General features: G+C 53.2%; 29 protein-coding genes. 18 read left to right on the top strand and 11 right to left on the bottom strand.

Annotated features, from left to right (window positions below):
- Positions 1-206 precede the first annotated feature (206 nt).
- The 6 genes from ulaA to OGV69_RS24600 are packed head-to-tail and all read left to right on the top strand — an operon-like array spanning position 207 to position 4,617.
- Positions 207-1,604, top strand: coding sequence for a PTS ascorbate transporter subunit IIC (ulaA, locus tag OGV69_RS24575; RefSeq protein ID WP_069324738.1), 1,398 nt, complete (start codon positions 207-209; stop codon positions 1,602-1,604).
- A 15-nt stretch (positions 1,605-1,619) separates the two neighbouring features.
- Complete coding sequence (ulaB, locus tag OGV69_RS24580; RefSeq protein ID WP_069324739.1) at positions 1,620-1,925, top strand: PTS ascorbate transporter subunit IIB; 306 nt, start codon at positions 1,620-1,622, stop codon at positions 1,923-1,925.
- Between the two features lie 11 nt (positions 1,926-1,936).
- On the top strand, positions 1,937-2,404 hold the full coding sequence (gene ulaC, locus OGV69_RS24585; protein WP_038636563.1) for a PTS ascorbate transporter subunit IIA: 468 nt from the start codon (positions 1,937-1,939) through the stop codon (positions 2,402-2,404).
- Positions 2,405-2,416: 12 nt separating this feature from the next.
- The gene (gene ulaD, locus OGV69_RS24590; RefSeq protein ID WP_032940270.1) at positions 2,417-3,067 is read left to right on the top strand and encodes a 3-keto-L-gulonate-6-phosphate decarboxylase UlaD; all 651 of its coding nucleotides are present in this window, start codon (positions 2,417-2,419) and stop codon (positions 3,065-3,067) included.
- 9 nt (positions 3,068-3,076) lie between these two features.
- Positions 3,077-3,931 (top strand): L-ribulose-5-phosphate 3-epimerase, encoded by an 855-nt coding sequence (locus OGV69_RS24595; protein ID WP_038636566.1) that lies wholly within the window; start codon positions 3,077-3,079, stop codon positions 3,929-3,931.
- A complete protein-coding gene (locus OGV69_RS24600) occupies positions 3,931-4,617 on the top strand; it encodes an L-ribulose-5-phosphate 4-epimerase (protein ID WP_069324740.1) in 687 nt (228 codons plus the stop codon). The genes OGV69_RS24595 and OGV69_RS24600 overlap by 1 nt, the downstream gene beginning before the upstream one ends.
- A gap of 62 nt (positions 4,618-4,679) precedes the next feature.
- On the opposite strand, the gene OGV69_RS24605 is transcribed toward OGV69_RS24600, so the two are convergent.
- Positions 4,680-5,873, bottom strand: coding sequence for an MFS transporter (locus tag OGV69_RS24605; protein ID WP_069324741.1), 1,194 nt, complete (start codon positions 5,871-5,873; stop codon positions 4,680-4,682).
- A gap of 167 nt (positions 5,874-6,040) precedes the next feature.
- Complete coding sequence (yjfY, locus tag OGV69_RS24610; protein ID WP_038636575.1) at positions 6,041-6,316, bottom strand: DUF1471 family protein YjfY; 276 nt, start codon at positions 6,314-6,316, stop codon at positions 6,041-6,043.
- 298 nt (positions 6,317-6,614) lie between these two features.
- Between yjfY and OGV69_RS24615 the strand changes: the two genes are divergently transcribed.
- From OGV69_RS24615 to OGV69_RS24640, 6 genes are all read left to right on the top strand, one after another.
- Positions 6,615-7,379, top strand: coding sequence for a TSUP family transporter (locus tag OGV69_RS24615; RefSeq protein WP_038636579.1), 765 nt, complete (start codon positions 6,615-6,617; stop codon positions 7,377-7,379).
- A 158-nt stretch (positions 7,380-7,537) separates the two neighbouring features.
- Complete coding sequence (gene rpsF, locus OGV69_RS24620; protein WP_003025672.1) at positions 7,538-7,933, top strand: 30S ribosomal protein S6; 396 nt, start codon at positions 7,538-7,540, stop codon at positions 7,931-7,933.
- A gap of 6 nt (positions 7,934-7,939) precedes the next feature.
- Entirely contained in the window at positions 7,940-8,254 is a 315-nt protein-coding gene (gene priB / locus OGV69_RS24625; protein ID WP_006686338.1) for a primosomal replication protein N, read from the top strand.
- Positions 8,255-8,258: 4 nt separating this feature from the next.
- Complete coding sequence (gene rpsR, locus OGV69_RS24630; RefSeq protein ID WP_000135199.1) at positions 8,259-8,486, top strand: 30S ribosomal protein S18; 228 nt, start codon at positions 8,259-8,261, stop codon at positions 8,484-8,486.
- A gap of 41 nt (positions 8,487-8,527) precedes the next feature.
- On the top strand, positions 8,528-8,977 hold the full coding sequence (gene rplI / locus OGV69_RS24635) for a 50S ribosomal protein L9 (protein ID WP_003025676.1): 450 nt from the start codon (positions 8,528-8,530) through the stop codon (positions 8,975-8,977).
- A gap of 141 nt (positions 8,978-9,118) precedes the next feature.
- Positions 9,119-10,042: a DMT family transporter gene (locus OGV69_RS24640; RefSeq protein ID WP_069324742.1), complete on the top strand. Its 924-nt coding sequence runs from the start codon at positions 9,119-9,121 to the stop codon at positions 10,040-10,042.
- 33 nt (positions 10,043-10,075) lie between these two features.
- Here OGV69_RS24640 and OGV69_RS24645 read toward each other — a convergent pair whose 3' ends face one another.
- Positions 10,076-10,726 carry an OapA family protein gene (locus tag OGV69_RS24645; RefSeq protein WP_069324743.1) on the bottom strand — a complete coding sequence of 217 codons (651 nt, stop codon included), beginning with the start codon at positions 10,724-10,726 and terminating at the stop codon, positions 10,076-10,078.
- A gap of 219 nt (positions 10,727-10,945) precedes the next feature.
- On the opposite strand from OGV69_RS24645, the gene bamJ reads away from it, so the two are divergent.
- Together bamJ and cycA are read left to right on the top strand one after the other, a co-directional pair.
- Positions 10,946-11,566, top strand: a complete 621-nt coding sequence (gene bamJ, locus OGV69_RS24650) for a BamJ family beta-barrel-assembly machinery protein (protein ID WP_038642968.1) — start codon at positions 10,946-10,948, stop codon at positions 11,564-11,566.
- Between the two features lie 308 nt (positions 11,567-11,874).
- On the top strand, positions 11,875-13,284 hold the full coding sequence (gene cycA, locus OGV69_RS24655) for a D-serine/D-alanine/glycine transporter (protein ID WP_038636591.1): 1,410 nt from the start codon (positions 11,875-11,877) through the stop codon (positions 13,282-13,284).
- Between the two features lie 83 nt (positions 13,285-13,367).
- Here cycA and ytfE read toward each other — a convergent pair whose 3' ends face one another.
- Positions 13,368-14,030 carry an iron-sulfur cluster repair protein YtfE gene (gene ytfE / locus OGV69_RS24660; protein WP_069324744.1) on the bottom strand — a complete coding sequence of 221 codons (663 nt, stop codon included), beginning with the start codon at positions 14,028-14,030 and terminating at the stop codon, positions 13,368-13,370.
- A 244-nt stretch (positions 14,031-14,274) separates the two neighbouring features.
- Here ytfE and OGV69_RS24665 point away from each other — a divergent pair, with 244 nt between their 5' ends.
- Positions 14,275-15,846: a methyl-accepting chemotaxis protein gene (locus tag OGV69_RS24665; RefSeq protein WP_069324745.1), complete on the top strand. Its 1,572-nt coding sequence runs from the start codon at positions 14,275-14,277 to the stop codon at positions 15,844-15,846.
- A 61-nt stretch (positions 15,847-15,907) separates the two neighbouring features.
- On the opposite strand, the gene OGV69_RS24670 is transcribed toward OGV69_RS24665, so the two are convergent.
- From OGV69_RS24670 to OGV69_RS24680, 3 genes are all read right to left on the bottom strand, one after another.
- Positions 15,908-16,876, bottom strand: coding sequence for a DMT family transporter (locus OGV69_RS24670; RefSeq protein WP_069324746.1), 969 nt, complete (start codon positions 16,874-16,876; stop codon positions 15,908-15,910).
- 76 nt (positions 16,877-16,952) lie between these two features.
- Entirely contained in the window at positions 16,953-17,777 is an 825-nt protein-coding gene (locus OGV69_RS24675) for an AraC family transcriptional regulator (protein WP_038642970.1), read from the bottom strand.
- 81 nt (positions 17,778-17,858) lie between these two features.
- A complete protein-coding gene (locus OGV69_RS24680; protein ID WP_069324747.1) occupies positions 17,859-18,707 on the bottom strand; it encodes an SDR family oxidoreductase in 849 nt (282 codons plus the stop codon).
- A gap of 90 nt (positions 18,708-18,797) precedes the next feature.
- On the opposite strand from OGV69_RS24680, the gene OGV69_RS24685 reads away from it, so the two are divergent.
- Entirely contained in the window at positions 18,798-19,178 is a 381-nt protein-coding gene (locus OGV69_RS24685) for a winged helix-turn-helix transcriptional regulator (RefSeq protein ID WP_038642973.1), read from the top strand.
- Positions 19,179-19,239: 61 nt separating this feature from the next.
- Here the strand turns inward: OGV69_RS24685 and cpdB are convergent, their stop codons facing one another.
- Positions 19,240-21,183, bottom strand: coding sequence for a 2',3'-cyclic-nucleotide 2'-phosphodiesterase (cpdB, locus tag OGV69_RS24690; RefSeq protein WP_069324748.1), 1,944 nt, complete (start codon positions 21,181-21,183; stop codon positions 19,240-19,242).
- 186 nt (positions 21,184-21,369) lie between these two features.
- Between cpdB and cysQ the strand changes: the two genes are divergently transcribed.
- The gene (gene cysQ, locus OGV69_RS24695; RefSeq protein ID WP_069324749.1) at positions 21,370-22,110 is read left to right on the top strand and encodes a 3'(2'),5'-bisphosphate nucleotidase CysQ; all 741 of its coding nucleotides are present in this window, start codon (positions 21,370-21,372) and stop codon (positions 22,108-22,110) included.
- On the opposite strand, the gene OGV69_RS24700 is transcribed toward cysQ, so the two are convergent.
- Positions 22,100-22,657 (bottom strand): YtfJ family protein, encoded by a 558-nt coding sequence (locus tag OGV69_RS24700; protein WP_038636612.1) that lies wholly within the window; start codon positions 22,655-22,657, stop codon positions 22,100-22,102. The genes cysQ and OGV69_RS24700 overlap by 11 nt on opposite strands.
- A gap of 327 nt (positions 22,658-22,984) precedes the next feature.
- On the opposite strand from OGV69_RS24700, the gene OGV69_RS24705 reads away from it, so the two are divergent.
- Positions 22,985-23,191 carry a DUF1107 domain-containing protein gene (locus OGV69_RS24705; protein WP_003025710.1) on the top strand — a complete coding sequence of 69 codons (207 nt, stop codon included), beginning with the start codon at positions 22,985-22,987 and terminating at the stop codon, positions 23,189-23,191.
- 67 nt (positions 23,192-23,258) lie between these two features.
- Here the strand turns inward: OGV69_RS24705 and paeA are convergent, their stop codons facing one another.
- Both paeA and msrA read right to left on the bottom strand, forming a co-directional pair.
- The gene (gene paeA / locus OGV69_RS24710) at positions 23,259-24,599 is read right to left on the bottom strand and encodes a polyamine export protein PaeA (protein ID WP_003025713.1); all 1,341 of its coding nucleotides are present in this window, start codon (positions 24,597-24,599) and stop codon (positions 23,259-23,261) included.
- Positions 24,600-24,750: 151 nt separating this feature from the next.
- On the bottom strand, positions 24,751-25,389 hold the full coding sequence (gene msrA, locus OGV69_RS24715; protein ID WP_032940276.1) for a peptide-methionine (S)-S-oxide reductase MsrA: 639 nt from the start codon (positions 25,387-25,389) through the stop codon (positions 24,751-24,753).
- Between the last annotated feature and the right edge of the window lie 50 nt (positions 25,390-25,439).

The raw sequence follows: 25,439 nt of genomic DNA on the forward strand, positions 1-25,439 counted from the left end.
TTGTATTTTATTGTTTTTATGAGTTTTATTTTTTGCTCTATGAATGTTCCATAAAACCCTGATTCGGGTAAGAGATTTATTTGCGTACTCCATCACATTTAATCAAATTCAATCTTGTTGTGATTACTTTTGAAAATTAGAGTGGGGGCACAACATCCTGAACATCTGTAATGAATGTTCAGCAACTTTGTCTACTGGAGATCGTTATGGAGATCCTCTACAACATCTTTACCGTCTTTTTTAATCAGGTCATGACCAACGCGCCGTTGCTGTTGGGTATTGTGACCTGCCTCGGCTACATCCTGTTGCGCAAAAGCGTCAGCGTCATTATCAAAGGCACGATCAAAACGATTATCGGTTTTATGCTGCTGCAGGCGGGATCGGGCATTCTGACCAGCACGTTTAAACCGGTGGTGGCGAAGATGTCCGAGGTTTACGGTATCAATGGTGCGATTTCCGATACGTATGCCTCCATGATGGCAACCATTGAACGTATGGGAGACGCTTATAGCTGGGTAGGTTATGCCGTGCTGTTGGCGCTGGCGCTGAACATTTGTTACGTCTTGCTGCGGCGTATTACCGGCATTCGCACCATCATGCTCACTGGGCACATCATGTTCCAGCAGGCGGGCTTAATTGCGGTCTCTTTCTATATCTTCGGCTATTCCATGTGGACCACCATTATCTGCACGGCGGTGCTGGTGTCGCTCTACTGGGGGATTACCTCCAATATGATGTACAAGCCGACGCAGGAAGTGACCGACGGCTGCGGTTTTTCCATCGGCCACCAGCAGCAGTTCGCTTCATGGATTGCCTACAAGGTCGCGCCTTATCTGGGTAAAAAAGAGGAGAGCGTAGAAGATCTCAAACTGCCTGGCTGGCTGAATATCTTCCATGACAACATCGTTTCGACCGCGATTGTCATGACCATTTTCTTCGGGGCGATCCTGCTCTCTTTCGGCATTGATGTGGTTCAGGCGATAGCGGGGAAAACGCACTGGACGGTGTACATCCTGCAGACCGGTTTTTCGTTTGCCGTGGCGATCTTCATCATCACCCAGGGCGTACGTATGTTCGTCGCCGAACTTTCAGAAGCGTTCAACGGTATCTCCCAGCGTCTGATCCCGGGCGCGGTATTGGCGATTGACTGTGCCGCCATCTATAGCTTTGCGCCGAATGCCGTTGTGTGGGGCTTTATGTGGGGCACCATCGGCCAACTGATTGCGGTCGGCATCCTCGTGGGCTGCGGCTCTTCCATCCTGATTATTCCTGGTTTTATCCCAATGTTTTTCTCCAACGCCACCATTGGCGTGTTCGCGAACCACTTTGGCGGCTGGCGCGCGGCGCTCAAGATTTGTCTGGTGATGGGGATGATTGAAATCTTTGGCTGCGTCTGGGCGGTGAAACTCACCGGTATGAGCGCGTGGATGGGGATGGCGGACTGGTCAATTCTGGCGCCGCCGATGATGCAGGGCTTTGCCTCCATCGGCATCGCGTTTATGGCCGTCATTATTCTGATTGCACTGGCTTATATGTTTTTCGCAGGACGCACGTTGCGCGCTGAGGAAGACGCAGAAAAACAACTGGCAGAACATTCTGCTTAATAAGGAGTTCCGATTATGACCGTACGTATTCTGGCTGTGTGTGGCAATGGGCAGGGCAGTTCCATGATCATGAAGATGAAAGTGGACCAGTTTTTAACCCAGTCAAATATTGACCATACAGTGAACAGCTGCGCAGTGGGTGAGTACAAAAGTGAACTGAACGGCGCGGATATCATCATCGCCTCTACCCATATTGCCGGTGAAATTGCCGTAACTGGCAATAAATATGTTGTTGGCGTACGCAACATGCTGTCGCCCGCCGATTTTGGACCAAAACTGCTGGAAGTGATCAAAGCGCATTTCCCACAGGACGTGAAGTAAGGATACGGCATATGAAATTACGTGATTCGCTGGCAGACAATAACGCCATCCTGCTACAGGCCGAGGCCAACACCTGGCAGGAAGCGGTAAAGCTGGGCGTCGATCTGCTGGTTAAGGCCGACGTGGTTGAACCGCGCTACTACCAGGCCATTCTTGATGGGGTTGAACAGTTTGGTCCGTACTTTGTGATTGCGCCAGGACTGGCGATGCCGCACGGGCGCCCGGAAGAAGGCGTTAAGAAGACCGGCTTTGCGCTGGTGACGCTGAAAACACCGTTGGTGTTTAACCACGAAGATAACGACCCGGTGGATATTCTGATCACGATGGCGGCGGTCGACGCCAACACGCATCAGGAAGTGGGCATCATGCAGATCGTGAATCTGTTTGATGATGAAGCCAATTTCGACCGTCTACGTGCCTGCCGCACCGCGCAGGAAGTGCTGGATTTAATTGATAACGCCACTGCGGCGGCTGTTTAAAAGGATACCGAAATGTCATTACCTATGTTGCAGGTTGCGCTGGATAACCAATCAATGTCTTCTGCGTATGAAACGACGCGTCTGATCGCCGAAGAGGTCGATATCATTGAGGTGGGCACCATTCTTTGTGTTGCTGAGGGCGTACGTGCCGTACGTGACCTGAAGGCGCTCTACCCACATAAAATTGTGCTGGCGGACGCCAAAATCGCCGATGCGGGTAAAATTCTCTCTCGCATGTGTTTCGAGGCCAACGCTGATTGGGTCACTGTTATCTGCTGTGCGGATATCAATACCACCAAAGGTGCGCTCGAGGTGGCGAAAGAATTTAACGGCGACGTACAGATTGAACTGACCGGTTACTGGACCTGGGAACAGGCTCAGGAGTGGCGTGACGCGGGTATCGGGCAGGTTGTCTATCATCGCAGTCGTGATGCGCAGGCCGCAGGTGTGGCGTGGGGAGAGGCGGATATCAGTGCCATCAAACGCCTGTCTGATATGGGCTTTAAAGTCACCGTCACCGGCGGTCTGGCGCTGGAGGATCTGCCGCTGTTCCAGGGGATCCCGATTCACGTCTTTATCGCTGGCCGCAGCATTCGTGATGCCGCTTCTCCGGTTGAGGCGGCGCGTCAGTTCAAACGTTCCATCGCCCAGTTGTGGGGCTAAGGAGCGACTATGCTGTCGAAACAGGTCCCGCTCGGTATTTATGAAAAAGCGCTCCCTGGAGGGGAGTGCTGGCTGGAGCGCTTGCGGCTGGCGAAAGAGTTAGGTTTTGACTTTGTCGAAATGTCGGTTGATGAAACCGATGCCCGCCTCGCGCGCCTTGACTGGAGCCGCGAGCAGCGTCTGGCGCTGGTGGCCGCCATCGCCGAAACGGGAGTACGTGTACCTTCTATGTGCCTGAGCGCTCACCGCCGTTTCCCGCTGGGGAGCGAAGATGATGCGGTGCGCGATCAGGGACTGGCGATCATGCGGAAAGCCATTCAGTTTGCGCAGGATATTGGTATTCGCGTGATTCAACTGGCGGGTTACGACGTCTATTACCAGCAGGCTAATAACGAAACGCGTCGTCGATTTCGCGAGGGGCTAAAAGAGAGCGTTGAGATGGCAAGTCGCGCGCAGGTGACGCTGGCGATGGAGATCATGGATTATCCGCTGATGAATTCGATCAGTAAGGCGCTGGGTTATGCCCACTATCTCAATAATCCGTGGTTCCAGCTGTATCCCGATATCGGCAATTTGTCGGCGTGGGATAACGACGTGCAGATGGAGTTGCAGGCAGGAATAGGCCATATCGTGGCCGTTCACGTGAAGGACACCAGACCCGGCGTGTTCAAAAATGTGCCGTTTGGTGAAGGTGTTGTCGATTTCGAACGTTGTTTTGCGACGCTCAAACAGAGTGGGTATTGCGGGCCATACCTGATTGAGATGTGGAGTGAAACAACGGACGATCCGGCGCGTGAAGTGGCGAAGGCGCGCGATTGGGTGAAAGCGCGGATGGCCAGCGCAGGTCTGGTGGAGACGGTGTAATGCAAAAACTTAAACAGCAGGTTTTTGAGGCCAACATGGATCTGCCGCGTTATGGGCTGGTGACGTTTACCTGGGGTAACGTCAGCGCCATCGACCGCGAACGGGGGCTGGTGGTGATTAAGCCCAGCGGCGTCGACTACCAAACAATGACAGTGGATGACATGGTGGTTGTGGATCTGCACGGCAACGTGGTGGAAGGACGCTATCGTCCTTCTTCCGATACCGCCACCCATCTGGCGCTGTATCGCCGCTATTTATCTCTTGGCGGCGTGGTGCACACCCACTCAACCCACGCGACGGCATGGGCGCAGGCGGGTCTGGCAATTCCGGCACTCGGCACGACGCATGCGGATTACTTCTTTGGCGATATCCCCTGCACGCGGGCATTAACTGAAGCAGAGGTTCAGGACGAGTATGAGCTGAATACCGGCAAGGTGATTATCGAAACGCTGGGGAACGTGGAGCCTCTGCATACGCCCGGCGTAGTCGTGTATCAGCATGGTCCGTTTGCCTGGGGTAAAGATGCGCACGACGCGGTACACAACGCTGTGGTGATGGAAGAGGTCGCAAAAATGGCATGGATTGCGCGTGACATTAATCCGGCCCTCAGCCCCATCGACAGTTATCTGATGAATAAACACTTCATGCGTAAGCACGGCCCAAACGCCTACTACGGGCAGAAGTAACGTCTTTGCCCCGGACAACGTGCATCTGCGGATGTGCGTCACCGATCTGTTCGGGGCAATCTTCAGCGTTGCTGGTAAGCTGCTGGCGTAAATCGCATTCCTGCTAAAACCAACGCACAAATGGCAGCACCAGCGTAAAACGTCGAGGCTGCGCCCAACGTTTCCCACAGAATGCCCGCGCCGGTACTGGCTAACAGCAGGGCGATGCCACTGATCAGATTAAACATACCGAAGGCCGTACCGCGTAGTTCTGCTGGCGCGGTATGCGCAATCATGGCAGCCAGCAACCCTTGCGTCATGCCCATATGAATCCCCCACAGTCCCACGCCTATCAGTAACGTGCTCCAGTGGTGACTCAGCGCCAGAGTGATATCCGCCGCGATCAGGACCAGCAGGCCCGCCTGTAACATGCGGGAGTGGTTCATGCTGTCAGACATTTTTCCAAAAGGATAAGCCGACAGACTGTAGACCAGATTCATGGCGACCATCACCAGCGGAATGGCAAACAGCGGGATATCCATTTGATATGCGCGCAACACGAGAAACGCTTCGCTAAAGCGGGCGAGCGTGAAGAGCGCGCCCAGTCCCACGACCCACCAGTAGGCTGCACTCAACTTTTTCAGGTTTTCCCGTCGTAACGGATTGGTGCGTTTATCAGTGACGGGGGTTTTCGGTTCACTCAGGCCAAACCATAGCAGGGCGATAGAGAGCACCCCAGGGATGACGGCAACCCAGAAGATAGTGTGAAAATCGTTGTTCCATAGCAGCATTAGCCCGACGGCGAGCAGGGGGCCCAGAAATGCGCCAATGGTATCCAAAGACTGGCGCAGACCATAGGCGGCGCCGCGGATCTCGGACGGGGTGACATCCGCGACTAACGCATCCCTGGGAGCGCCGCGAATACCTTTACCCACACGATCAATCATGCGAGCGCTGAGTACCATGCCTGATGAGCCCGCCATCGCGAACAGGGGCTTACTCAGCGCCCCCAAACCATAACCGAGCATCGCCAGCCCTTTGCGCTTTCCCAGATAATCACTGAGAACGCCGGAAAAAACCTTAATGATCAGCGCGGTGGCTTCAGCTAATCCTTCAATCAGGCCAATGATAATGACGCTGGCTCCCAGCGTGGTTGCCATAAACAACGGCAACAGGCTATGGATCATTTCGGAGGAGACATCCATGAGCAGACTCACGCCGCCCAGCACCCAAACGCCTTTTGGTATGCGATTCAGCGTTGCATAGCGTGCAAACATGGTTTCGCCCCAGAGTATCAGTTCGGTAATGCTTTATTTAATCAGTAAATGATGACCAGGATAAGATACAAAGAAAAATAATTCTCATTTACCTGATGTGCAAAAAAAAGCCCCCGGTGAGGGGGCAAGTCAAACGGTGGCAATGTTCTCGTTGGTTGTTTCTGGTGTTAGCGATAAATATCCGCACTGGCGTGCATATTTCCGTTACTGCCGGGTTCCCTGGTGAGGATCACGTGGTAGTAGTTTGCGCCTTGCGCATCGGTCTCTTCATTCAGGGCCTGAGTGGCTTCACTTTCAGTGGCGAAGTTATGATTTATGTAAATGACGCCTAAGCTCTGCACATCATCCATATTCCTGGCCTGATGATTGTCAATTTGGATGGCTGCCGTTGCATTTGCACTGAGCAAAAGCACAGCCAGAAGGGTTAAAACACGGGCTCGCATATGTACCTCCTCGACTGCGGTCTCTGGTTGCTTCTCTCCTGTGAGTGATGAGCTTCTGATGTAATTTTAACCGCTGCCGGCGCAGGCGTTAGCGACCATTTCTGATGCAGTTGTTCAAAAAATTACCGCATGCCCGCCTTTTCTTTTATTTACAGGTAACTGATAGATACCGCTGCGTTAAAAAATACCTGTCTTTCGCGCACAAGCTCATACCAAATAGTCAATTTAAACGGATGGATACCCTGTTTATAGTGAGCCGTATAATTAATATAACTTTATGATAATAAGGCAAAAACTTATGGATACTTCATTCATGGATTTCAGCTACTTCGTGATTATGTTTATGGTCGCGCTGGTGGCTGGCTTTATTAACGTGGTGTCGGGCGGCGGTGGGTTTCTCTCTATTGGCGCACTGTTAATTTCTGGTTTACCTCCGGCGAACGCGCTGGCAACCAACAAAATTCAGGCGCTGGGCAGTTCGCTAACCTCCGGGATTTACTTTTTACGCCGGGGACATATCAACGTGCAGGAGCACAAGTATGTCTTCCTGTCTGCTTTTATCGGCTCAGCGTTAGGCACGACGCTCATTCAGTTCATTGAACCGGAGGTGTTGAAAAAACTGCTTCCGGTACTAATTATCGCCGTCGCCATCTACTTTATTTCCGCTCCCAACCTTAGCGAACCGAAAAGAAAGCCGCAGGTATCCCTGTTTTTCTTTTCTCTGATCTGCGGCGGCTGCATTGGCTTTTATGATGGATTTCTTGGCGCTGGTGCGGGTTCCTTTTATACGCTCTGCTATATCCTGTTGTGGGGATACAGCATCGATAAGGCACAAATTCACTCGAATTTTATTAACCTTGCATCGAACATCGCCTCGATTTTGTTCTTCATTTTCGGCGGCAAAATGATCTGGTCGCTGGGGCTGGTGATGTTTGCCGGACAATCGCTCGGCGCGCGCCTGGGCGCAACGGTGGTACTGACGCGCGGAAAGAAAGTTATCCGGCCGATGATTGTCATTGTCTCCATTTGCATTAGCGTCAAAATGCTGCTGGATATGTATTAATGGCGACATGGTAAATAATCGTACAAGCACCTTGAGTTTACCGGCTGACCCCAGTATTATGACGCGTCATTTTTCAGCCGACCTTTAACACGTTCCTTGCCTCCATGGGCCTCGGCTGACCCAGACAGGAGGCTGAATAATCCGTAAGGAGCAATTCGATGCGTCATTACGAAATCGTTTTTATGGTCCATCCTGACCAGAGCGAACAGGTTCCGGGTATGATCGAACGCTACACTGCTGCCATCACTGGCGCAGAAGGCACGATCCACCGTCTGGAAGACTGGGGCCGCCGTCAGCTGGCTTACCCGATCAACAAACTGCACAAAGCTCACTACGTTCTGATGAACGTTGAAGCGCCGCAGGAAGTGATCGATGAGCTGGAAACTACCTTCCGCTTCAACGATGCCGTTATCCGCAGCATGGTTATGCGTACTAAACACGCTGTTACCGAAGCATCTCCGATGGTTAAAGCGAAAGACGAGCGCCGTGAGCGTCGCGATGATTTCGCAAACGAAACCGCAGATGATGCTGAAGCTGGGGATTCTGAAGAGTAATTTCTGATGACCAACCGTCTGGCGTTGTCCGGCACCGTGTGCAGGGCCCCCCTTCGAAAGGTCAGTCCATCAGGAATTCCTCATTGCCAGTTCGTGCTTGAGCATCGTTCTGTGCAGGAGGAAGCCGGGTTTCACCGGCAGGCGTGGTGCCAAATGCCCGTTATTGTTAGCGGACACGAAAACCAGGCCATTACTCACAGTATAACGGTCGGTAGCGCAGTAACCGTTCAGGGGTTCATCTCTTGCCATAAGGCAAAGAACGGCCTGAGCAAAATGGTTCTGCATGCCGAGCAGATTGAATTGATAGATTCTGGAGACTAGCCATATGGCACGTTATTTCCGTCGTCGCAAGTTCTGCCGTTTCACCGCGGAAGGCGTTCAAGAGATCGACTATAAAGATATCGCTACGCTGAAAAACTACATCACCGAAAGCGGTAAGATTGTCCCAAGCCGTATCACCGGTACCCGTGCAAAATACCAGCGTCAGCTGGCTCGCGCTATCAAACGCGCTCGCTACCTGTCCCTGCTGCCGTACACTGATCGTCATCAGTAATCGGTCACGGTCCATTAATACGACTTTGAGAGGATAAGGTAATGCAAGTTATTCTGCTTGATAAAGTAGCAAACCTGGGTAGCCTGGGTGATCAGGTTAACGTTAAAGCGGGCTATGCTCGTAACTTCCTGGTACCACAGGGTAAAGCTGTTCCTGCTACCAAGAAAAACGTTGAATTTTTCGAAGCGCGTCGCGCTGAGCTGGAAGCTAAACTGGCTGACGTTCTGTCCGCTGCTGAAGCTCGTGCTGAGAAAATCAACGCACTGGAAACCGTAACCATCGCGTCTAAAGCAGGCGACGAAGGTAAACTGTTCGGTTCCATCGGTACTCGCGACATCGCTGACGCTGTAACTGCAGCTGGCGTTGAAGTAGCTAAGAGCGAAGTTCGTCTGCCGAACGGCGTTCTGCGTACCACTGGCGAGCACGAAGTGAGCTTCCAGGTTCACAGCGAAGTGTTTGCTAAGCTGACTGTAAACGTAGTTGCGGAATAAGTTTTTATTCTGCTAACCGCGTAAAAGCGCCGGCCTAGTGTCGGCGTTTTGCTTTTCTGTTCCCCGTCTTTCTCTCTGGCTATTCTTTGTCCTTTTCGGGATAATCATAAAAATAAAACATTATTTCAAAGTGGTGATGGAATGGAACCAACGCACCAACCTCTGTTTGCGCGTAAAAATGTTGTCTATCTGAGCGCGGCATTCTGCTGCTTGCTGTGGGGGAGCGCCTATCCGGCGATCAAAAGTGGATACGAGATCTTCCAGATTGCCACGGATGACATTCCCTCGAAAATTGTCTTTGCCGGCTATCGCTTCCTGTTTGCGGGATTATTGCTGCTCCTGCTGGCGGTGGCGCAGCGTAAACCGATTGGTCGGTTAAGCCCGCGTCAATATGGTCAGCTCACGCTGTTGGGGCTGACGCAGACTTCGCTGCAATATATTTTCTTTTATATTGGCCTGGCGTTCACCACAGGGGTGAAAGGGTCCATCATGAACGCGACTGGCACGTTCTTCAGCGTGCTGCTGGCGCATTTTATCTATCAGAACGATAAACTCAGCTACAACAAGGCGCTGGGTTGTATCCTGGGTTTTCTTGGCGTGATGGTGGTGAACTTTAACAGCGGACTGGATTTTAGCTTCAGCCTGTTAGGGGACGGCTCGGTAGTGATGGCAGCCTTTATTCTCTCCGCCGCTACGTTATACGGCAAACGCATTTCTCAGACGGTCGACCCGACGGTAATGACAGGGTATCAACTGGGCGGTGGCGGTCTGGCGCTGGTGATCGGCGGTTACGCTTTTGGTGGCTCGCTGACCGTACACGGTGCGTCTTCGTTGGCGATTCTGGGCTACCTGACGTTGCTCTCTTCGGTGGCATTTGCCTTGTGGAGTATTTTGCTTAAACACAACCGCGTGGGGATGATTGCGCCGTTTAACTTCCTGATCCCGGTTTCAGGCGCGGTACTGTCGGCCATTTTCCTCGGCGAAAATATTCTCGAATGGAAATATGCAGTAGCGTTGGTGCTGGTCTGTTCGGGGATCTGGTGGGTGAACAAGGTGAAACGCTAACGCTTCACCTTGCTGCCTGATGGCACTGCGTGGCTATCGGGCGCGAATAAAACTGCCGTTAGGCTGGCGGGTAAACAGGACCTGCTGGCCATTACCCGTATCGATGGTTAACCCTGTCACTACGCCACTGGCATTCTGCCTGATCTGCACCATCTGTCCGTCTTTCAAATTGCTCAGCGGTTTTCCGGCCCCTTCTACCTGCGCCATGGCGTACACATCGGTTGGCGGGAGATTGTGGTCACGGAATACCTGGGCCAGCGTTTTACCCGAATCTACGCGGTAGGAACGCCACTGCTGGTCAATTCCACTATCCGGCTGGAAAGGTTGCGTCTGTGGCTGAGATTGCTGGGCCTGCGGCTGTGCGTCTGGTTCCCCTTCCTGGATGGGTTCCGGCGCAACCGGCGCGACCTGGCCAGGGTCGTTTTGCGGGGCGACCAGTTGTGCCTGAAGCTGGGCCTCCGTTGGCGGCTGTGACTGCGACTGCAAATCCAACTGGGCAGTACGCGCGACCACTGGTGCATCGCTGTTGTCGCTGGAAGGGAGCAGGAAACCGATCACCAGCACGATAGCAGCAGCAATAATGCCGCGGCGGTGCATCGGCGGCAGCGGGTCCATAATGCGAAAATTGTCCGGTGCATGCCAGATTTTCGCCAGGGTTGGTTTTAATTCAAAGCGCCCGGGCATGGCTTTCCTCCTGCTCCGCGTCTCGTTCCTCAGTCATAGAGTATAGATCGCTAACTCTATGATACTTGTTCGGGTACCCGCTTTCGTGACATTCATGCGGACAATAGTCATTGTTTCTTTTTCCTCGCGATTTGTCATCAGTTCCCGAGACAAAGTTTTACCGGATGCGGCATGGCTGATATGCTGCCCGCTACTTTACATCCGATGAAAGGAAATATGATGGCTACCCCGACTTTTGACACTATCGAAGCGCAAGCAAGCTACGGCATTGGTTTGCAGGTAGGACAGCAGCTGAGCGAATCCGGTCTGGAAGGGCTGTTGCCTGAAGCGCTGGTAGCGGGTATCGCTGACGCGCTGGAAGGCAAGCATCCGGCAGTGCCGGTTGATGTTGTGCATCGCGCACTGCGTGAAATCCACGAGCGTGCTGATGCAGTTCGTCGCGAGCGTTTCCAGGCTATGGCCGCTGATGGCGTTAAATATCTGGAAGAAAACCGTGAGAAAGAGGGTGTGAACAGCACTGAATCCGGTTTGCAGTTCCGTGTTCTGACCCAGGGCGAAGGTGCTATCCCGGCACGCACCGACCGCGTTCGCGTGCATTACACTGGTAAACTGATCGACGGTACCGTGTTCGACAGTTCTGTCGCACGTGGCGAACCGGCTGAATTCCCGGTTAACGGCGTCATCCCTGGCTGGATTGAAGCGCTGACTCTGATGCCGGTGGGTTCCAAATGGGAACTGACGATTCCTCAGGAACTGGCTTACGGCGAGCGTGGCGCTGGCGCGTCCATTCCTCCGTTCAGCACGCTGGTATTCGACGTTGAACTGCTTGAGATTCTGTAAGCAGTGACTTCTGTTCCCCCCGAGGCCGGGGGGAGCAAAGAAATAGCGTGAAAAGCTATAGTTACGCCGTTGTCGATATTTTATCTTGCAAATGCCTCACCAGCGTGTATTTTTGTGAGCTGATTCGCGCTATCAGAGTGATATGACACTCACTTTAAACATTAAATTAACATTATATCTAAATCTTAGTATTCATCCCGCCAATTCTTACCTAATATCGATGAGTCCTGCTAACAGGATCGTCGTATCATAGACACACTAAAGGCCGTAGAGCCTGAACAACACAGACAGGTACAGGAAGAAAAAACATGGTAGATCAGGTAAAAGTCGAAGCCGCAGAAGAGGCTTCGTCTGAACAGTCGCTACGGCGCAATCTCACAAACCGTCATATTCAACTTATTGCCATTGGCGGCGCTATCGGTACCGGCCTGTTTATGGGCTCCGGTAAAACTATTAGTCTTGCCGGACCGTCGATCATCTTTGTGTATATGATCATCGGTTTCATGCTGTTTTTCGTGATGCGGGCAATGGGAGAGTTGCTGCTCTCGAATCTGGAGTACAAATCATTTAGTGATTTTGCCTCCGACCTGCTTGGGCCATGGGCCGGGTATTTTACCGGTTGGACTTACTGGTTCTGCTGGGTTGTTACCGGGATGGCCGACGTTGTCGCCATTACGGCGTATGCGCAATTCTGGTTCCCTGAACTCTCAGACTGGGTCGCCTCGCTGGCGGTGATCGTGCTGCTGCTGAGCCTTAACCTCGCCACGGTAAAAATGTTCGGTGAGATGGAGTTCTGGTTTGCGATGATCAAAATCGTTGCCATTATCGGTCTGATTGTCGTCGGCCTGGTTATGGTGCTGACGCACTTCCAGTCGCCAACTGGCGTTCAGGCATCGTTCACGCATCTGTGGAATGACGGTGGCTGGTTCCCGAAAGGGCTGAGCGGCTTCTTTGCCGGCTTCCAGATTGCGGTGTTCGCGTTTGTGGGCATTGAGCTGGTGGGGACAACCGCTGCGGAAACCAAAGATCCGGAGAAATCTCTGCCGCGCGCCATTAACTCGATCCCGATCCGTATCATCATGTTCTACGTTTTCGCGCTGATTGTGATTATGTCCGTCACGCCTTGGAGCTCGGTGGTGCCATCCAAGAGCCCATTCGTTGAACTGTTTGTCCTGGTTGGTCTGCCCGCGGCGGCGAGCCTGATCAACTTTGTGGTGTTAACTTCTGCGGCCTCTTCCGCAAACAGCGGCGTGTTCTCTACCAGCCGTATGCTGTTTGGTCTGGCGCAGGAAGGCGTGGCGCCTAAAGCGTTTGCCAAGCTGTCTAAACGCGCGGTTCCGGCGAAAGGTTTAACCTTCTCCTGTATCTGCCTGTTGGGCGGCGTGGTGATGCTGTATGTGAATCCGAGCGTGATTGGCGCGTTCACCATGATCACCACCGTGTCGGCGATTCTGTTCATGTTCGTATGGACCATCATTCTTTGCTCGTACCTGGTGTACCGCAAGCAGCGTCCGCACCTGCATGAAAAATCAATCTACAAGATGCCGCTCGGTAAGCTGATGTGCTGGGTGTGTATGGCATTCTTTGTTTTCGTACTGGTACTGCTGACGCTGGAAGAGGATACTCGCCAGGCGCTGATTGTGACGCCGCTGTGGTTCATCGCGCTGGGTCTGGGCTGGTTGTTTATCGGTAAGAAACGTATGGCAGGCGTGCGTTAAGCGTAGCCATATCGGACATAAAAAAGGCCACATAAGCAGTGGCCGAATTCGGACTTCAGGAAGGCGCTCTCGGGCGCCTTTTTTTATTCACCTGCGAGGGCACGCGGGAACAACACATTATTTTCCAGACTGATGTGTTCCATCAGGTCGTCGATCATCTCGTTAATGCCGTTATACATGGCTTTCCAGGTGGTGCAGGCTTCTGGCGGCGGCGTCACATTATGGGTGATGTGTTTGATCACTTCGACCAGTTCACCGGCATCGTCATGCTCGCTTTCCATCACGCTGATTGGTCCCATTGCCTGGCTACCCATACCCTGTTTAATCATCGGGAACAGGATCTGCTCTTCCTTCATCATGTGGCTGGACAGCTCTTCATGCAGCATGCTCAGGTTCTTCGCCAGACCACGCGGTACGTTCGGTTTGTCTGCGTGGACGCGTTCAACTTTCGTGGCCTGCAGGATCAGTTCCGGCAGCTGTTCGCGGTGTCTGTCGTGATAGCGCACGATGATATGGTCGATGATTTCAGCCAGCGCCACGGTACGCCAGTCTTTCTCCAACGGCTGTTCAGCCAGCTGCGCGAGCTGCGCCTCGATAGCGTCTAAATCCAGCTCTTTACGTGCGGCAGCGCGTGCCAGCGTTTGCTTACCGCCGCAGCAGTAATCCATATCGTATTTACGAAACAGGGCCGAAGCGCGAGGAATAGAGAGCGCCAGTTCACCTAAAGGTTGATCGCGATAAGACATTGCCGTTACCTCATTCTCAATAATATAAGGTGTATTTTAAATGCAACTTATAAAGAAGGCTATAACCCTTTCGGGGTGGGGTGTTTTGTGATGAGCGTCACGAAAATTTCTTATTTCGTTAAGGTGCTGAATCTTATTGAAAAGGGGAAAAATGGCGAAAAAAGCCGCGTCACAAGATTAAATAAGCGCACGCCGCTGCCGATAGTTAGACCTCAGACAATACCTGCATAATAAAAGGCAACAGATGTTCAAACGAATCAAAGTGATAACCTTACTTATCACCGTGTTACTCGCGCTGGGCGCGATGCAGCTCATCTCCGCAGGCGTCTTTATTGGCGCACTCAATAACGATAAACAGAACTTTAATGTCTCTCAGCTTTCCAGTCAGAACGTGGCTGAATTTACCGATGCGTGGATTAGCCTGAACCAGGCTCGCGTCACGCTCAACCGGGGGATGCTGCGTTTACAGGGAACGATGGCCAGCGAGATCAACGGTGGTCAGTTGAAAGAACTGGTGAACACGGCAAATCGTCTGCTGGCCGAGTCGAAAGAGCATTACGATAAATACTACGCCCTGCCAGAAACGCCGGGGCTGGATGAGCGTCTGGCCGATCGACTGGAAGAACAGTACGGCATCTATTCTGCGACGCTGGCTAAAATGAACGCGTTGCTGGCTGAAGGTAAGCTGGAAGAGATGTTCAAGCAGAATGCTGAGCAGAAGCAGACGGCCATGCAGGAAGTGTATCGGGAATGGCGTGCCGCGCAAACGGCGCTGGCCACTGCCGGCGTGCAGGACAATGAGAGTGATTACCGCAAGATAATCTGGCTGTTGTCTGCCGTGATGCTGGCTGTCGTCACTGTGATTGTCGCCAGTTGGCTGGCGATGCAGCGCGTGTTGCTCAAGCCGCTACACGAGGTGATGGGACATATTCGCCACATCGCTGCGGGTGACCTGACGCATAGCATCAACGCCGATGGCAGCAATGAAATGGCGCTGCTGGCAAGTAATGTGCGTGACATGCAGCAGGCGCTGGCGAATACGGTCAGCGTGGTGCGTGACGGGGCTGACACTATCTACACCGGCGCGGGTGAAATTGCCGCAGGCAGTAACGATCTCTCTTCACGTACTGAGCAGCAGGCTGCCTCTCTGGAAGAGACCGCTGCCAGCATGGAACAACTCACCGCCACCGTGAAGCAGAACGCGGATAACGCGCGTCAGGCGACCAGTCTGGCAAAAAACGCCTCACAGACGGCGCTGAAAGGTGGAACCGTGGTTGATGGCGTAGTGCGTACGATGGACGAAATCGCCACCAGTTCCAGCAAAATCGCGCAAATTACCTCTGTTATCGACGGTATTGCCTTCCAGACCAATATTCTGGCGCTGAACGCGGCGGTAGAAGCGGCGCGTGCGGGCGAACAGGGCCGTGGTTTTGCCGTGGTCGCTGGCGAAGTTCGTACTCTGGCGCAGCGTAGCGCTCAGGCGGCAAAAGAGATTAAGGCGCTGATTGATGACTCGGGCAATCGGGTCAATGCCGGTACGGCGCTGGTGCATGAAGCAGGCGAAACGATGGCGGAGATTGTCAGCGCCGTGACCCGCGTGACCGACATTATGGGCGAAATTGCCTCTGCTTCTGATGAACAGAGCCGGGGTATCGATCAGGTAGGCCAGGCCGTTGCCGAGATGGATCGCGTGACGCAGCAAAATGCTTCGCTGGTGGAGGAGTCCGCTTCCGCTGCCGCCGCGCTTGAAGAGCAGGCAGCACGACTGAACCAGACCGTGGCGGTATTTAAAGTGTCGCGCCGGATGGCGGCGTAAACGCCTTATCCGGCCTACATGAGATCGTACAGTCCTTGTAGGCCTGATAAGCGCAGCGCCATCAGGCATCCCCTGAAACCGGCACTACCGCCGGTTTCTGCAGTTTTGACCGCACCGCAATTACCACGCCTATTACCAGTAGCGCAATACCGCTTAGCGTCAGCAGCGGCGGAAAAGCCTGGCGCAGCATAAAGGTATACAGCAGGCCAGCCAGCGTTTCGAAGACAATCAGCGGGCCGAGGATCACCGTCGGCAGCTTCTGGCTGGCGACGTTCCAGCACAGGGCGCCCACCCACGAACACAATACCGCAATGGCTATCATCAGGCCGATAAACACATCCGGACGCGGGCCGAAGGGCAGGGCGAAACCTGGCGTTTGCCCATGCAGCCACAGACATGCTGCAATGTACCCCAGCAGAGAAACGGGCAGCGTCACCAGCGCCTGAGCCGTCGCCCACATCATCGGATGCTTATCTGGATTCTCGCGCAGCCAGCGGGCATTACGCAGTGCATACCACGCCCAGCACACCACTGAGACAAGCGCCAGCACGATACCAGAGCCATAACGCCAGCCGCTGAAATCGGGTAATCCCTGGTTCAGCTCCGAGATATTCACGCACAGCAGGCCAATAGCAATCAATATCAGCGCAGGTGACAGACGCCACCAGGATAATTTACCGTCACGCTGGCTATAGAGCAGGTTGGCGAAGACCGGGATCACCACCGGTAATGTACCAATAATCATCGTTGATACCGGCGCGCCGGTACGCTGGATGGCGCTGGCCAGGCAAACGTAATAAATCAGGTTACCCATCATCGTTAGCGCCAGCGCCGTTATCCAGTCTTTACCCGTCAGTTGGCGCAGACGTGCGCGTCCCAGCCAGGCGATCGGCACAGCAATCAGCCCCAGCGCCAGATAGCGTCCCATCGACTGTAATACTGCCGGGTATTCCGGCACGATCAGCGGCCCGACAAAAATTAATCCCCACATCAGCCCTGCCAGCAGGGCGTACAGCACGCCGCTAATCATTGTTAACATCCACATCATTAAACATTGCGTTGAGTGTAGGTAGGGAGAGTGCAGCCGTATTGTATGAGATTGCGCATTAGCGCGAATAAACCTGCTTCTGATAACGTACCGGCGTAATGCCGTAACGATGAGTAAATGCGCGGGTGAGATGCGACTGGTCGGTCAAACCGGTTGCGGCGGCGACCTCTGCGGCGGGCATTCCGTGAGTGAGAAAACCTTTGGCTCGCCACAGGCGAATGGCCATCAGCATTTGGTGCGGCGTAACGTGGAAATGAGACTTAAACTGGCGTTGAAAATGCCAGGGACTCAGTGAGGCAACCCGCGCCAGTTCGTCGAGCGTTATCGGGTGCATGTAATTATCATGCAGATACTCGCGTACCCGTTCAAAGCGATGCGCCCCTTCTGCAGATGTTGGCGCATGGCGGGCCAGCGGCTGGAAGGTGTCGATCAGATCGAGCAATAACCCTTTTTGCGCCAGCGCATCCTCTGTGTTCCACAGGCCGTGGATCAGCGAGCAGATCTGGCGCGAGCGCAGCGGATCGTGACGCGTTACGTCATGAAACCACCAGTGGCGGATCCCGGTGACCTCTTCCAGAAGATCGGGCTCAAGATAGATCATCCGATAGCGCCAGCCGTCGGCGGTTTCGGCTTCGCCGGTATGCAGCTCATCGGGATTCATGGTGACGACAGAATGGGCGGGCGCGACGTACTGCGTACCGCGATAGCGAAAACGTTCGGCTCCGGCTTCTATCGCGCCAATGCCAAACGCTTCATGGGTATGTGGTTCAAAGGCGTAACGTGAGATGTGCGCATGATACAGTTCAACGCCCGGCACCTGCGCCAGATGGCGAAAGCGGGCGCTGTCTTTTTCATCAATAAACTGCTCAGGTACACCTTGCACGTTTTCTCTCCCCACGCATCATCCTGTCATTATCAGAGAGGATGCGCGGGGATGCCACCACAATTAACTAATTTTTAACACCTATACGATGCCTTTGACGCTGTCAGCCAATGATGTGGTTGGGCGGCCAATCAGTTTGCTCAACGTATGGCTGTCATCGAACAGACCGCCTTTAGAGGCGCCAACGTCAGAATCAGCCAGCATCTCCGCCAGCCCGGCAGGCAGACCAAAGCCTTTCAGCGCTGCGGCAAAATTAGCTTCGCTCAGGTTCTGATACACCACTTTTTTACCGCTCTGCTTTGCCAGCTCGGCAGCCAACTGGCTCAGGGTCCAGCCTGCATCGCCCGCCAGTTCGTAGGTTTTACCGGCGTGCCCCTCTTCACTGATGATGCGCGCGGCGGCAGCGGCATAGTCGGCGCGGGTTGCCGAGGCGATTTTGCCTTCTCCCGCCGCCCCGATAAAGACGCCGTGTTCCAGTGCAGCTGGCGCGCTGGCGAGATAGTTTTCGGTGTACCAGCCGTTGCGCAGTAGCGCATAAGCGATACCGGATTCAGCCAGCATCTTCTCGGTGGCGACGTGTTCATCGGCCAGCCCCAGCGGGGAGGTGTCGGCGTGCAGCAGGCTGGTGTAGGCGATAAATTTCACGTGGGCAGCCTTTGCTGCGTTAATCACGTTGCGATGCTGCGGGGCACGTTGTCCCACTTCGCTGGAGGAGATCAGCAGTAGCTTGTCGATACCTTGCAAGGCAGTCGTAAAGGCGGCTTCGTCGCTGTAATCCGCCTGGCGAACGGTAATGCCCTGCTGGCTAAGCGCCGTCGCTTTAGCGGGGTTACGCACGATAGCCACAATCTGGCTGGCAGGAACGGTTTTCAGTAGCGATTCAATAACGTGTTGGCCCAGTTGGCCGGTGGCGCCGGTAATTGCGATCATGGGGTAACTCCTTGGTATTGGTCTTGTGTTTAATCACGCTAACACTTAAACTTACTTATAGTAAGTACGCACAAAAAGGTTAGTATGAAAATGACAGCGTCGACCCTCTCCCAGCAATTACGCGATGGCAATTTGTTTGCCGAGCAATGCCCTTCACGCGAGGTGTTAAAACACGTCACCAGCCGCTGGGGCGTGTTAATTCTGGTGGCGCTGCGCGACGGTACGCACCGCTTTAGCGATTTGCGCCGGAAGATGGGCGGCGTCAGCGAAAAGATGTTGGCGCAATCTCTGCAGGCGCTGGAGCAGGACGGATTTATCAATCGGGTGTCTTATCCGGTGGTGCCGCCGCACGTGGAATATAGCCTGACGCCGTTGGGCGAGCAGGTGAGCGATAAAGTCGCCGCGCTGGCGGACTGGATAGAACTGAATTTGCCGCAGGTTTTGGCGCAACGGGAAGAGCGGGTTGCGTGATAGGTTGGCAGTGTGTTTTTAGGCCGGATAAGACGCTGTTGCGTCGCATCCGGCACGAGAGTTACTTACTCAAATCCAACTGATAAATCGCAAAGCCGATATCATCGGTAGCGACTTTTTTCAGCGGGTATTGTCCTTTCTCTTTGATAAACGCTGCGGCTTTCTCAGACGGTGACGTTTCAAAACGAATATCCAGTGGCGTATCACTGTGAATCGGCGCCAGACGCCAGTTGTTATCTGCCGCCGGATGAATTTCACCGGCACGCTTCGTCTCAGCACCAATCCATGCGGCCAGCACCGAGCGGTTTTCATCTGGTGACGCAAACGCGATGTGGTTGTCTCCGGTTCCGGCAAACTTACCGCCATAGGCGCGATAGTTATTGGTCGCGACGAGGAAGGTGGCGTTAGGGTCGACAGGCTTACCGTTAAAGGTCAGATTCTTAATCCGCTCTGCTTTTGGGTTGATGGTCTGGCACTCGCCGTCGTAGCGGGCGGGCTGTGAAACATCAATCTGATAATTCACGCCGTCGATCACGTCAAAGTTATAAGTACGGAACCCATCCCAGTTGATCAGCGACTGCGGCTTGCTGCTGTGAATATCAATTTGATTAAACTGCCCGGCGGAACATTCCAGCCACTCTTTCACCTCTTTGCCGCTGGCTTTCACGACCACCAGGGTGTTGGGATAAAGATACAAATCAGCGGCATTACGGAAGGTTAACTGGCCTTTTTCGACTTCGACAAAGCTGGCCGGATCGTTCTTGCGTCCACCGACCTTAAACGGCGCGGCCGCGGAAAGTACCGGCAATTTTGCCAGGTCCGGATCGCCCTGAATAAAATGTTCCACATAGGCTTTCTGGGCGTTATTCACTACCTGCACGGTCGGGTCATCCTGAACCAACGCCAGGTAGCTGTACATGTTGTCGGCGGATTTACCAATTGGTTTGCTGACGAATTCACGGGTGGCGTCGTGATCGGCTTTCAGGATCTCTACGATTTTTTTGTCTTCACCGGCCAGTGATTTTTTCGCCGCGGCGTCATAAATGGGGCGTGCCTCTGCTTTCGCCTGGCTGACCTGCCATTTACCGCTGTCGTTATTCAGTACCAAATCCACGACGCCCAGATGATCGCCCCACATGCCCGGCATCACCGCCGGTACGCCATTGAGCGTGCCTTTCGCGATATCCGCGCCTTTAATATTGGCAAAATCTTTACCCGGGAAAACGGCGTGAGCATGACCAAACATAATGGCATCCACACCCGGTACTTCACTGAGATAATAAACGGAGTTTTCCGCCATCGTCTGATACGGGTCGGCAGAAAGGCCGGAGTGAGCAATCACCACCACGACATCAGCGCCTTTTTTCCGCATTTCCGGCACATACTTACGCGCGGTTTCGGTGATGTCATTTACCGTCACTTTGCCGCTAAGGTTAGCTTTATCCCAGGTCATGATTTGTGGTGGCACAAAGCCGATATAGCCAATCTTCAGCGTCTGCTTGTTACCTTGCTGGTCGACCACCTCAGTTTCTTTGATCAAGTAAGGTGTAAATAGCGGCTTTTTGGTCTTAACATCGATGATATTGGCGTTAACGTAGGGGAACTTCGCTCCGGCCAGCGCGTTATGCAAATACGCCAGACCGTAGTTGAATTCATGATTGCCGAGGTTGCCCACCGCGTAATCCAGCGTATTGAGCGCCTTATATACCGGGTGAGTTTCGCCCGCTTTCAGCCCTTTGGCCGCCATGTAATCCCCGAGCGGGCTGCCCTGAATCAGATCGCCGTTATCAACCAGCACGCTGTTTTTGACTTCACCACGCGCGGCGTTGATCAGACTTGCCGTGCGCACCAGGCCAAATTTTTCAGTCGGCGTGTCTTTGTAATAATCGAAATCCATCATATTGCTATGTAAATCAGTGGTTTCCATTATTCGCAGATCAACGGTCGCGGCATTCACGCTGGCTGCAATCAGCGTTGCCAGAAGCGTTGCACTAAACTTAATCATCAGGGGCATCCTTTTAAGATCTAAGCCACAAAAGAAAATGTATATAAATCTTCTTGCTTACAGAACTGTGAATCATGACATGAATATAGCGTTTAAAACCGCAGACGCTATCACAGTTGGCGGATCCCCTGACGATCGGGTATAAGTAAAACAACGAGTTAACACCACTGACAAACGAGGTGGAGAATGTTAGAACATGTATGCCAGCTTGCACGGAACGCGGGCGATGCCATTATGCAGGTCTACGATGGAATCAAACCGATGGAGATTACCAGCAAGCAGGATGATTCTCCGGTCACGGCGGCGGATATCGCTGCGCACACGGTGATCCTCGAAGGATTACAGGCGCTGACGCCGGATATTCCGGTTCTGTCTGAAGAAGCTCCTCCTGGCTGGGATGTTCGCCAGCACTGGCAGCGCTACTGGCTGGTGGACCCGCTGGACGGTACCAAAGAGTTTATTAAACGTAACGGTGAATTTACCGTCAATATTGCGCTGATTGAACAGGGAAAGCCGGTGCTTGGCGTGGTTTACGCGCCAGTAATGAAGGTCATGTACAGCGCGGCAGAAGGTAAAGCGTGGAAAGAAGAGTGCGGTGCGCGCAAACAGATCCTGGTACGTGACGCGCGTCCACCGCTGGTGGTAATTAGCCGCTCGCATGCCGACAATGAGTTAAAAGAGTATCTGCAACAACTGGGCGAACACCAGACCACGTCGATTGGCTCGTCGCTGAAATTCTGCCTGGTGGCGGAAGGGCACGCGCAGCTGTATCCGCGTTTTGGACCAACTAACGTCTGGGACACCGCCGCTGGCCACGCCGTTGCCGCCGCAGCCGGAGCGCACGTTCACGACTGGCAGGGGAAACCGCTGGACTACACCCCACGTGAATCGTTCCTCAACCCCGGCTTCCGGGTCTCTATTTACTGAGCAATTTATGCAGCAGGGCAATCACCTGCTGCACCTCTTCCTGTGTTAATGCACCATCTTTTGCCCACTGTACGCGTCCGTCCTTATCGAGTACCGCAATAGCGGAGCTTTCTTCATCCAGTTGCCAGGCTTTACGCGCAATGCCGTTGCTGTCGACAATAAATTGTGACCATGGATAGAGCTTCTTGTTGCTCTCCAGACTGCTGCGCACAAACATACCGGAGCCGGGAATGGCGTCATCCGTGTTGACGATAGTGGTGGTCTGGTATTTGTCGTGCGGCAGGTTCGCTGCTTTGATGGCTTCAATCAGGTTCGCGTTTTTCTCTTTAGCGGAGGTGCGCCCGGCGATGTGTTGCACAATCCGTACTTTGCCGGGCAGTTGCGCGCTATTCCAGCTTTTGTAGCTAAACTTATCGTTATCAAGAATCAGTTCGCCGCGATCGGCGATCCCCACCGGTGGTACGCGCTGGTTAGTCTCAAACTTATGGGCGGAGGCAATCATCGGCAGCAGCAGGCACGACAGCGCCAGCAGTTTTCGTAAGGTCATAGGTTTTCCTTCTTTCTTTATTTTGCAGGTGATCCGACCACTTGGGTCTGGAATTTAATCATATGTGCGATTGATGCTTTTTCCCGCAAGTGCGATGCCAGTTTGCGGACGGGCGCACAAATCCTGCGAAAATCGAAGGCTTATACTGAAGACAGCGAAGCGTTGAAAAGATAATTCTGAATAATTGTAACTTGAAGGTAAATAAACTTATACACGCTGGAAACATCAACGAGATAGTCTATAGTCATAGGGCATTAAAATTTGCGCCTGAGGATTGTCGGACCGATTGTGGTACCGCAAAGGCGTAATGCTCAGCAGGAGACAACAATGAAAATTTTCCAACGATACAACCCGCTGCAGGTGGCGAAGTACGTGAAGATCCTGTTTCGTGGACGGTTATATATCAAGGACGTAGGCGCTTTTGAATTTGATAAGGGTAAGATTCTTATCCCAAAAGTGAAGGACAAGCTGCATTTCTCGGTGATGTCCGAAGTTAACCGTCAGGTCTTGCGTCTGCAAACTGAGATGGCTTGATCAAAGTGCTATGCGGTAGTTAAAAAAACGGCTCCAGGACTGGAGCCGTTGATGTTTCTGCAAGGCGCTATGACGCCTTCGCCTCTTCCTTCGCATCCGGCAGTTTCGGTACCAGAACGGTAGGTTTACTGTCCAGACGCGTCACCAGCAGCTGATCGATCTTATAGTTATCGATATCCACCACTTCAAATTTGTAGCCTGAATATTTCACCGAGTCGGTGCGTTTCGGGATTTTACGCAACATGAACATCATAAAGCCGCCGATGGTCTCATAGTTGCCGGACTGCGGGAATTCGTCGATATCCAGGACGCGCATGACGTCATCAATCGGCGTACCGCCGTCGACTAACCATGAGTTTTCATCACGCGCCACGATCTGCTCTTCCAGGCCCTGACCGACTAAATCGCCCATCAGCGTCGTCATCACATCGTTGAGCGTGATAATCCCCACCACCAATGCATACTCGTTCATGATGACGGCAAAATCTTCGCCTGCGGTTTTGAAGCTTTCCAGCGCTTCAGAGAGCGTCAGCGTATCCGGGACAATCAGCGTATTGCGGATCTGCACGCCGCTGTTCAGCGCCATGCTCTGGTTGGCCAGCACGCGGTTGAGGAGATCCTTTGAATCGACATAGCCAATGATGTGGTCGATATCTTCGTTACACACCAGGAATTTGGAGTGCGGGTGTTCCGCCACTTTGTTCTTCAGGCTCTGCTCGTCTTCGTGAAGATCGAACCAGATAATATTCTCACGCGAGGTCATTGAAGACGGTACGGTACGGGATTCCAGTTCGAACACATTTTCAATCAGCTCATGTTCCTGCTTGCGCAGAACACCCGCCAGCGCACCGGCTTCGACCACGGCGTAAATGTCGTCTGACGTGATGTCATCTTTACGCACCATCGGGATTTTAAACAGGCGGAAAATGTTATTTGCCAGACCGTTAAAGAACCACACCAGCGGGCGGAAGACCAGCAGACAGAAGCGCATCGGGTTGATGATACGCAAAGCCACAGCTTCTGGCGCAATCATACCGATGCGTTTCGGGGTTAAATCCGCGAACAGGATGAACAGGCCAGTAACCAGTGAGAAGGACAGAATAAAACTTAACTGTTCGGACAGCTCTGGAGCGAAGTACTTTGAGAACAGACTGTAAAACGCCGGGGAAAAGGCCGCATCACCAACGATACCGCCGAGAATGGCGACCGCGTTAAGGCCAATCTGCACCACGGTAAAAAACATGCCGGGGTTTTCCTGCATCTTCAAAACACGCTGTGCGTTTACATTGCCTTCATCGGCAAGCAGTTTAAGTTTGATTTTGCGTGATGCGGCAAGCGAGATCTCGGATATCGAGAAAAACGCACTCACGGCGATCAGGCAGAGAATGACTAAAATACTGTTTAACATATCTTATCCGACCGTTCGGGTCAGATCCTCGGAAGGGAGAAGTTGATAAATCCGTGTGAAATACACATTGAAAACCGGCTCGTGGAAGTGAGCCGGTAAATTCAGAAGCTAGTATAGCGTAAGGTACTGTAACGTCGCCAGAGGGGTAAATTTATCCTTGTGGTGGCAAACACACGCCAATCCCGCCAATTCCACAATATCCGTAAGGGTTTTTGTGCAGATATTGTTGGTGATCGTCTTCGGCATAATAGAACGGGGTTGCCGTACTGATTTCCGTTGTAATGGTCCGCTCGTCGCCAGCGGCGGTCATCGCCGCCTGAAAACGCTCAAGGCTGGCCTGTGCTGCGGCGGTTTGCTCTGGCGTTAAGGGATAAATAGCGGAACGATACTGCGTACCCTGGTCGTTCCCCTGGCGCATACCTTGCGCCGGGTCGTGATTTTCCCAGAACACCTGCAGCAGTTGCTCGTAGCTGATAACATGCGGGTCATAGACGACGCGTACCGCCTCGGCATGCCCGGTATCGCCAGAGCAAACTTCCCGATAGGTCGGGTTAGGGGTATAGCCGCCGGTGTATCCGGCTGCGGTGCTGTACACGCCGGGTAATGACCAGAATAAACGCTCCACGCCCCAGAAACATCCCATGGCGAAAAGGGCGATTTCCATACCGTCGGGCACGTTGGTCATCGAATGTTGGTTAACCGCATGCAGCGTTGCCACTGGCATCGGGGTGTTGCGTCCAGGTAGCGCATCTGCTTGAGTAACGAGATGCTTTCTATCAAATAAACTCATGGCCGTTCTCCCGAAATCAGTCATTTGGGTTAAGGTTGTAACGAGACGCG

Source organism: Citrobacter sp. Cc139, from assembly GCF_030334645.1.
Classification (GTDB): Bacteria; Pseudomonadota; Gammaproteobacteria; order Enterobacterales; family Enterobacteriaceae; genus Citrobacter; species Citrobacter werkmanii.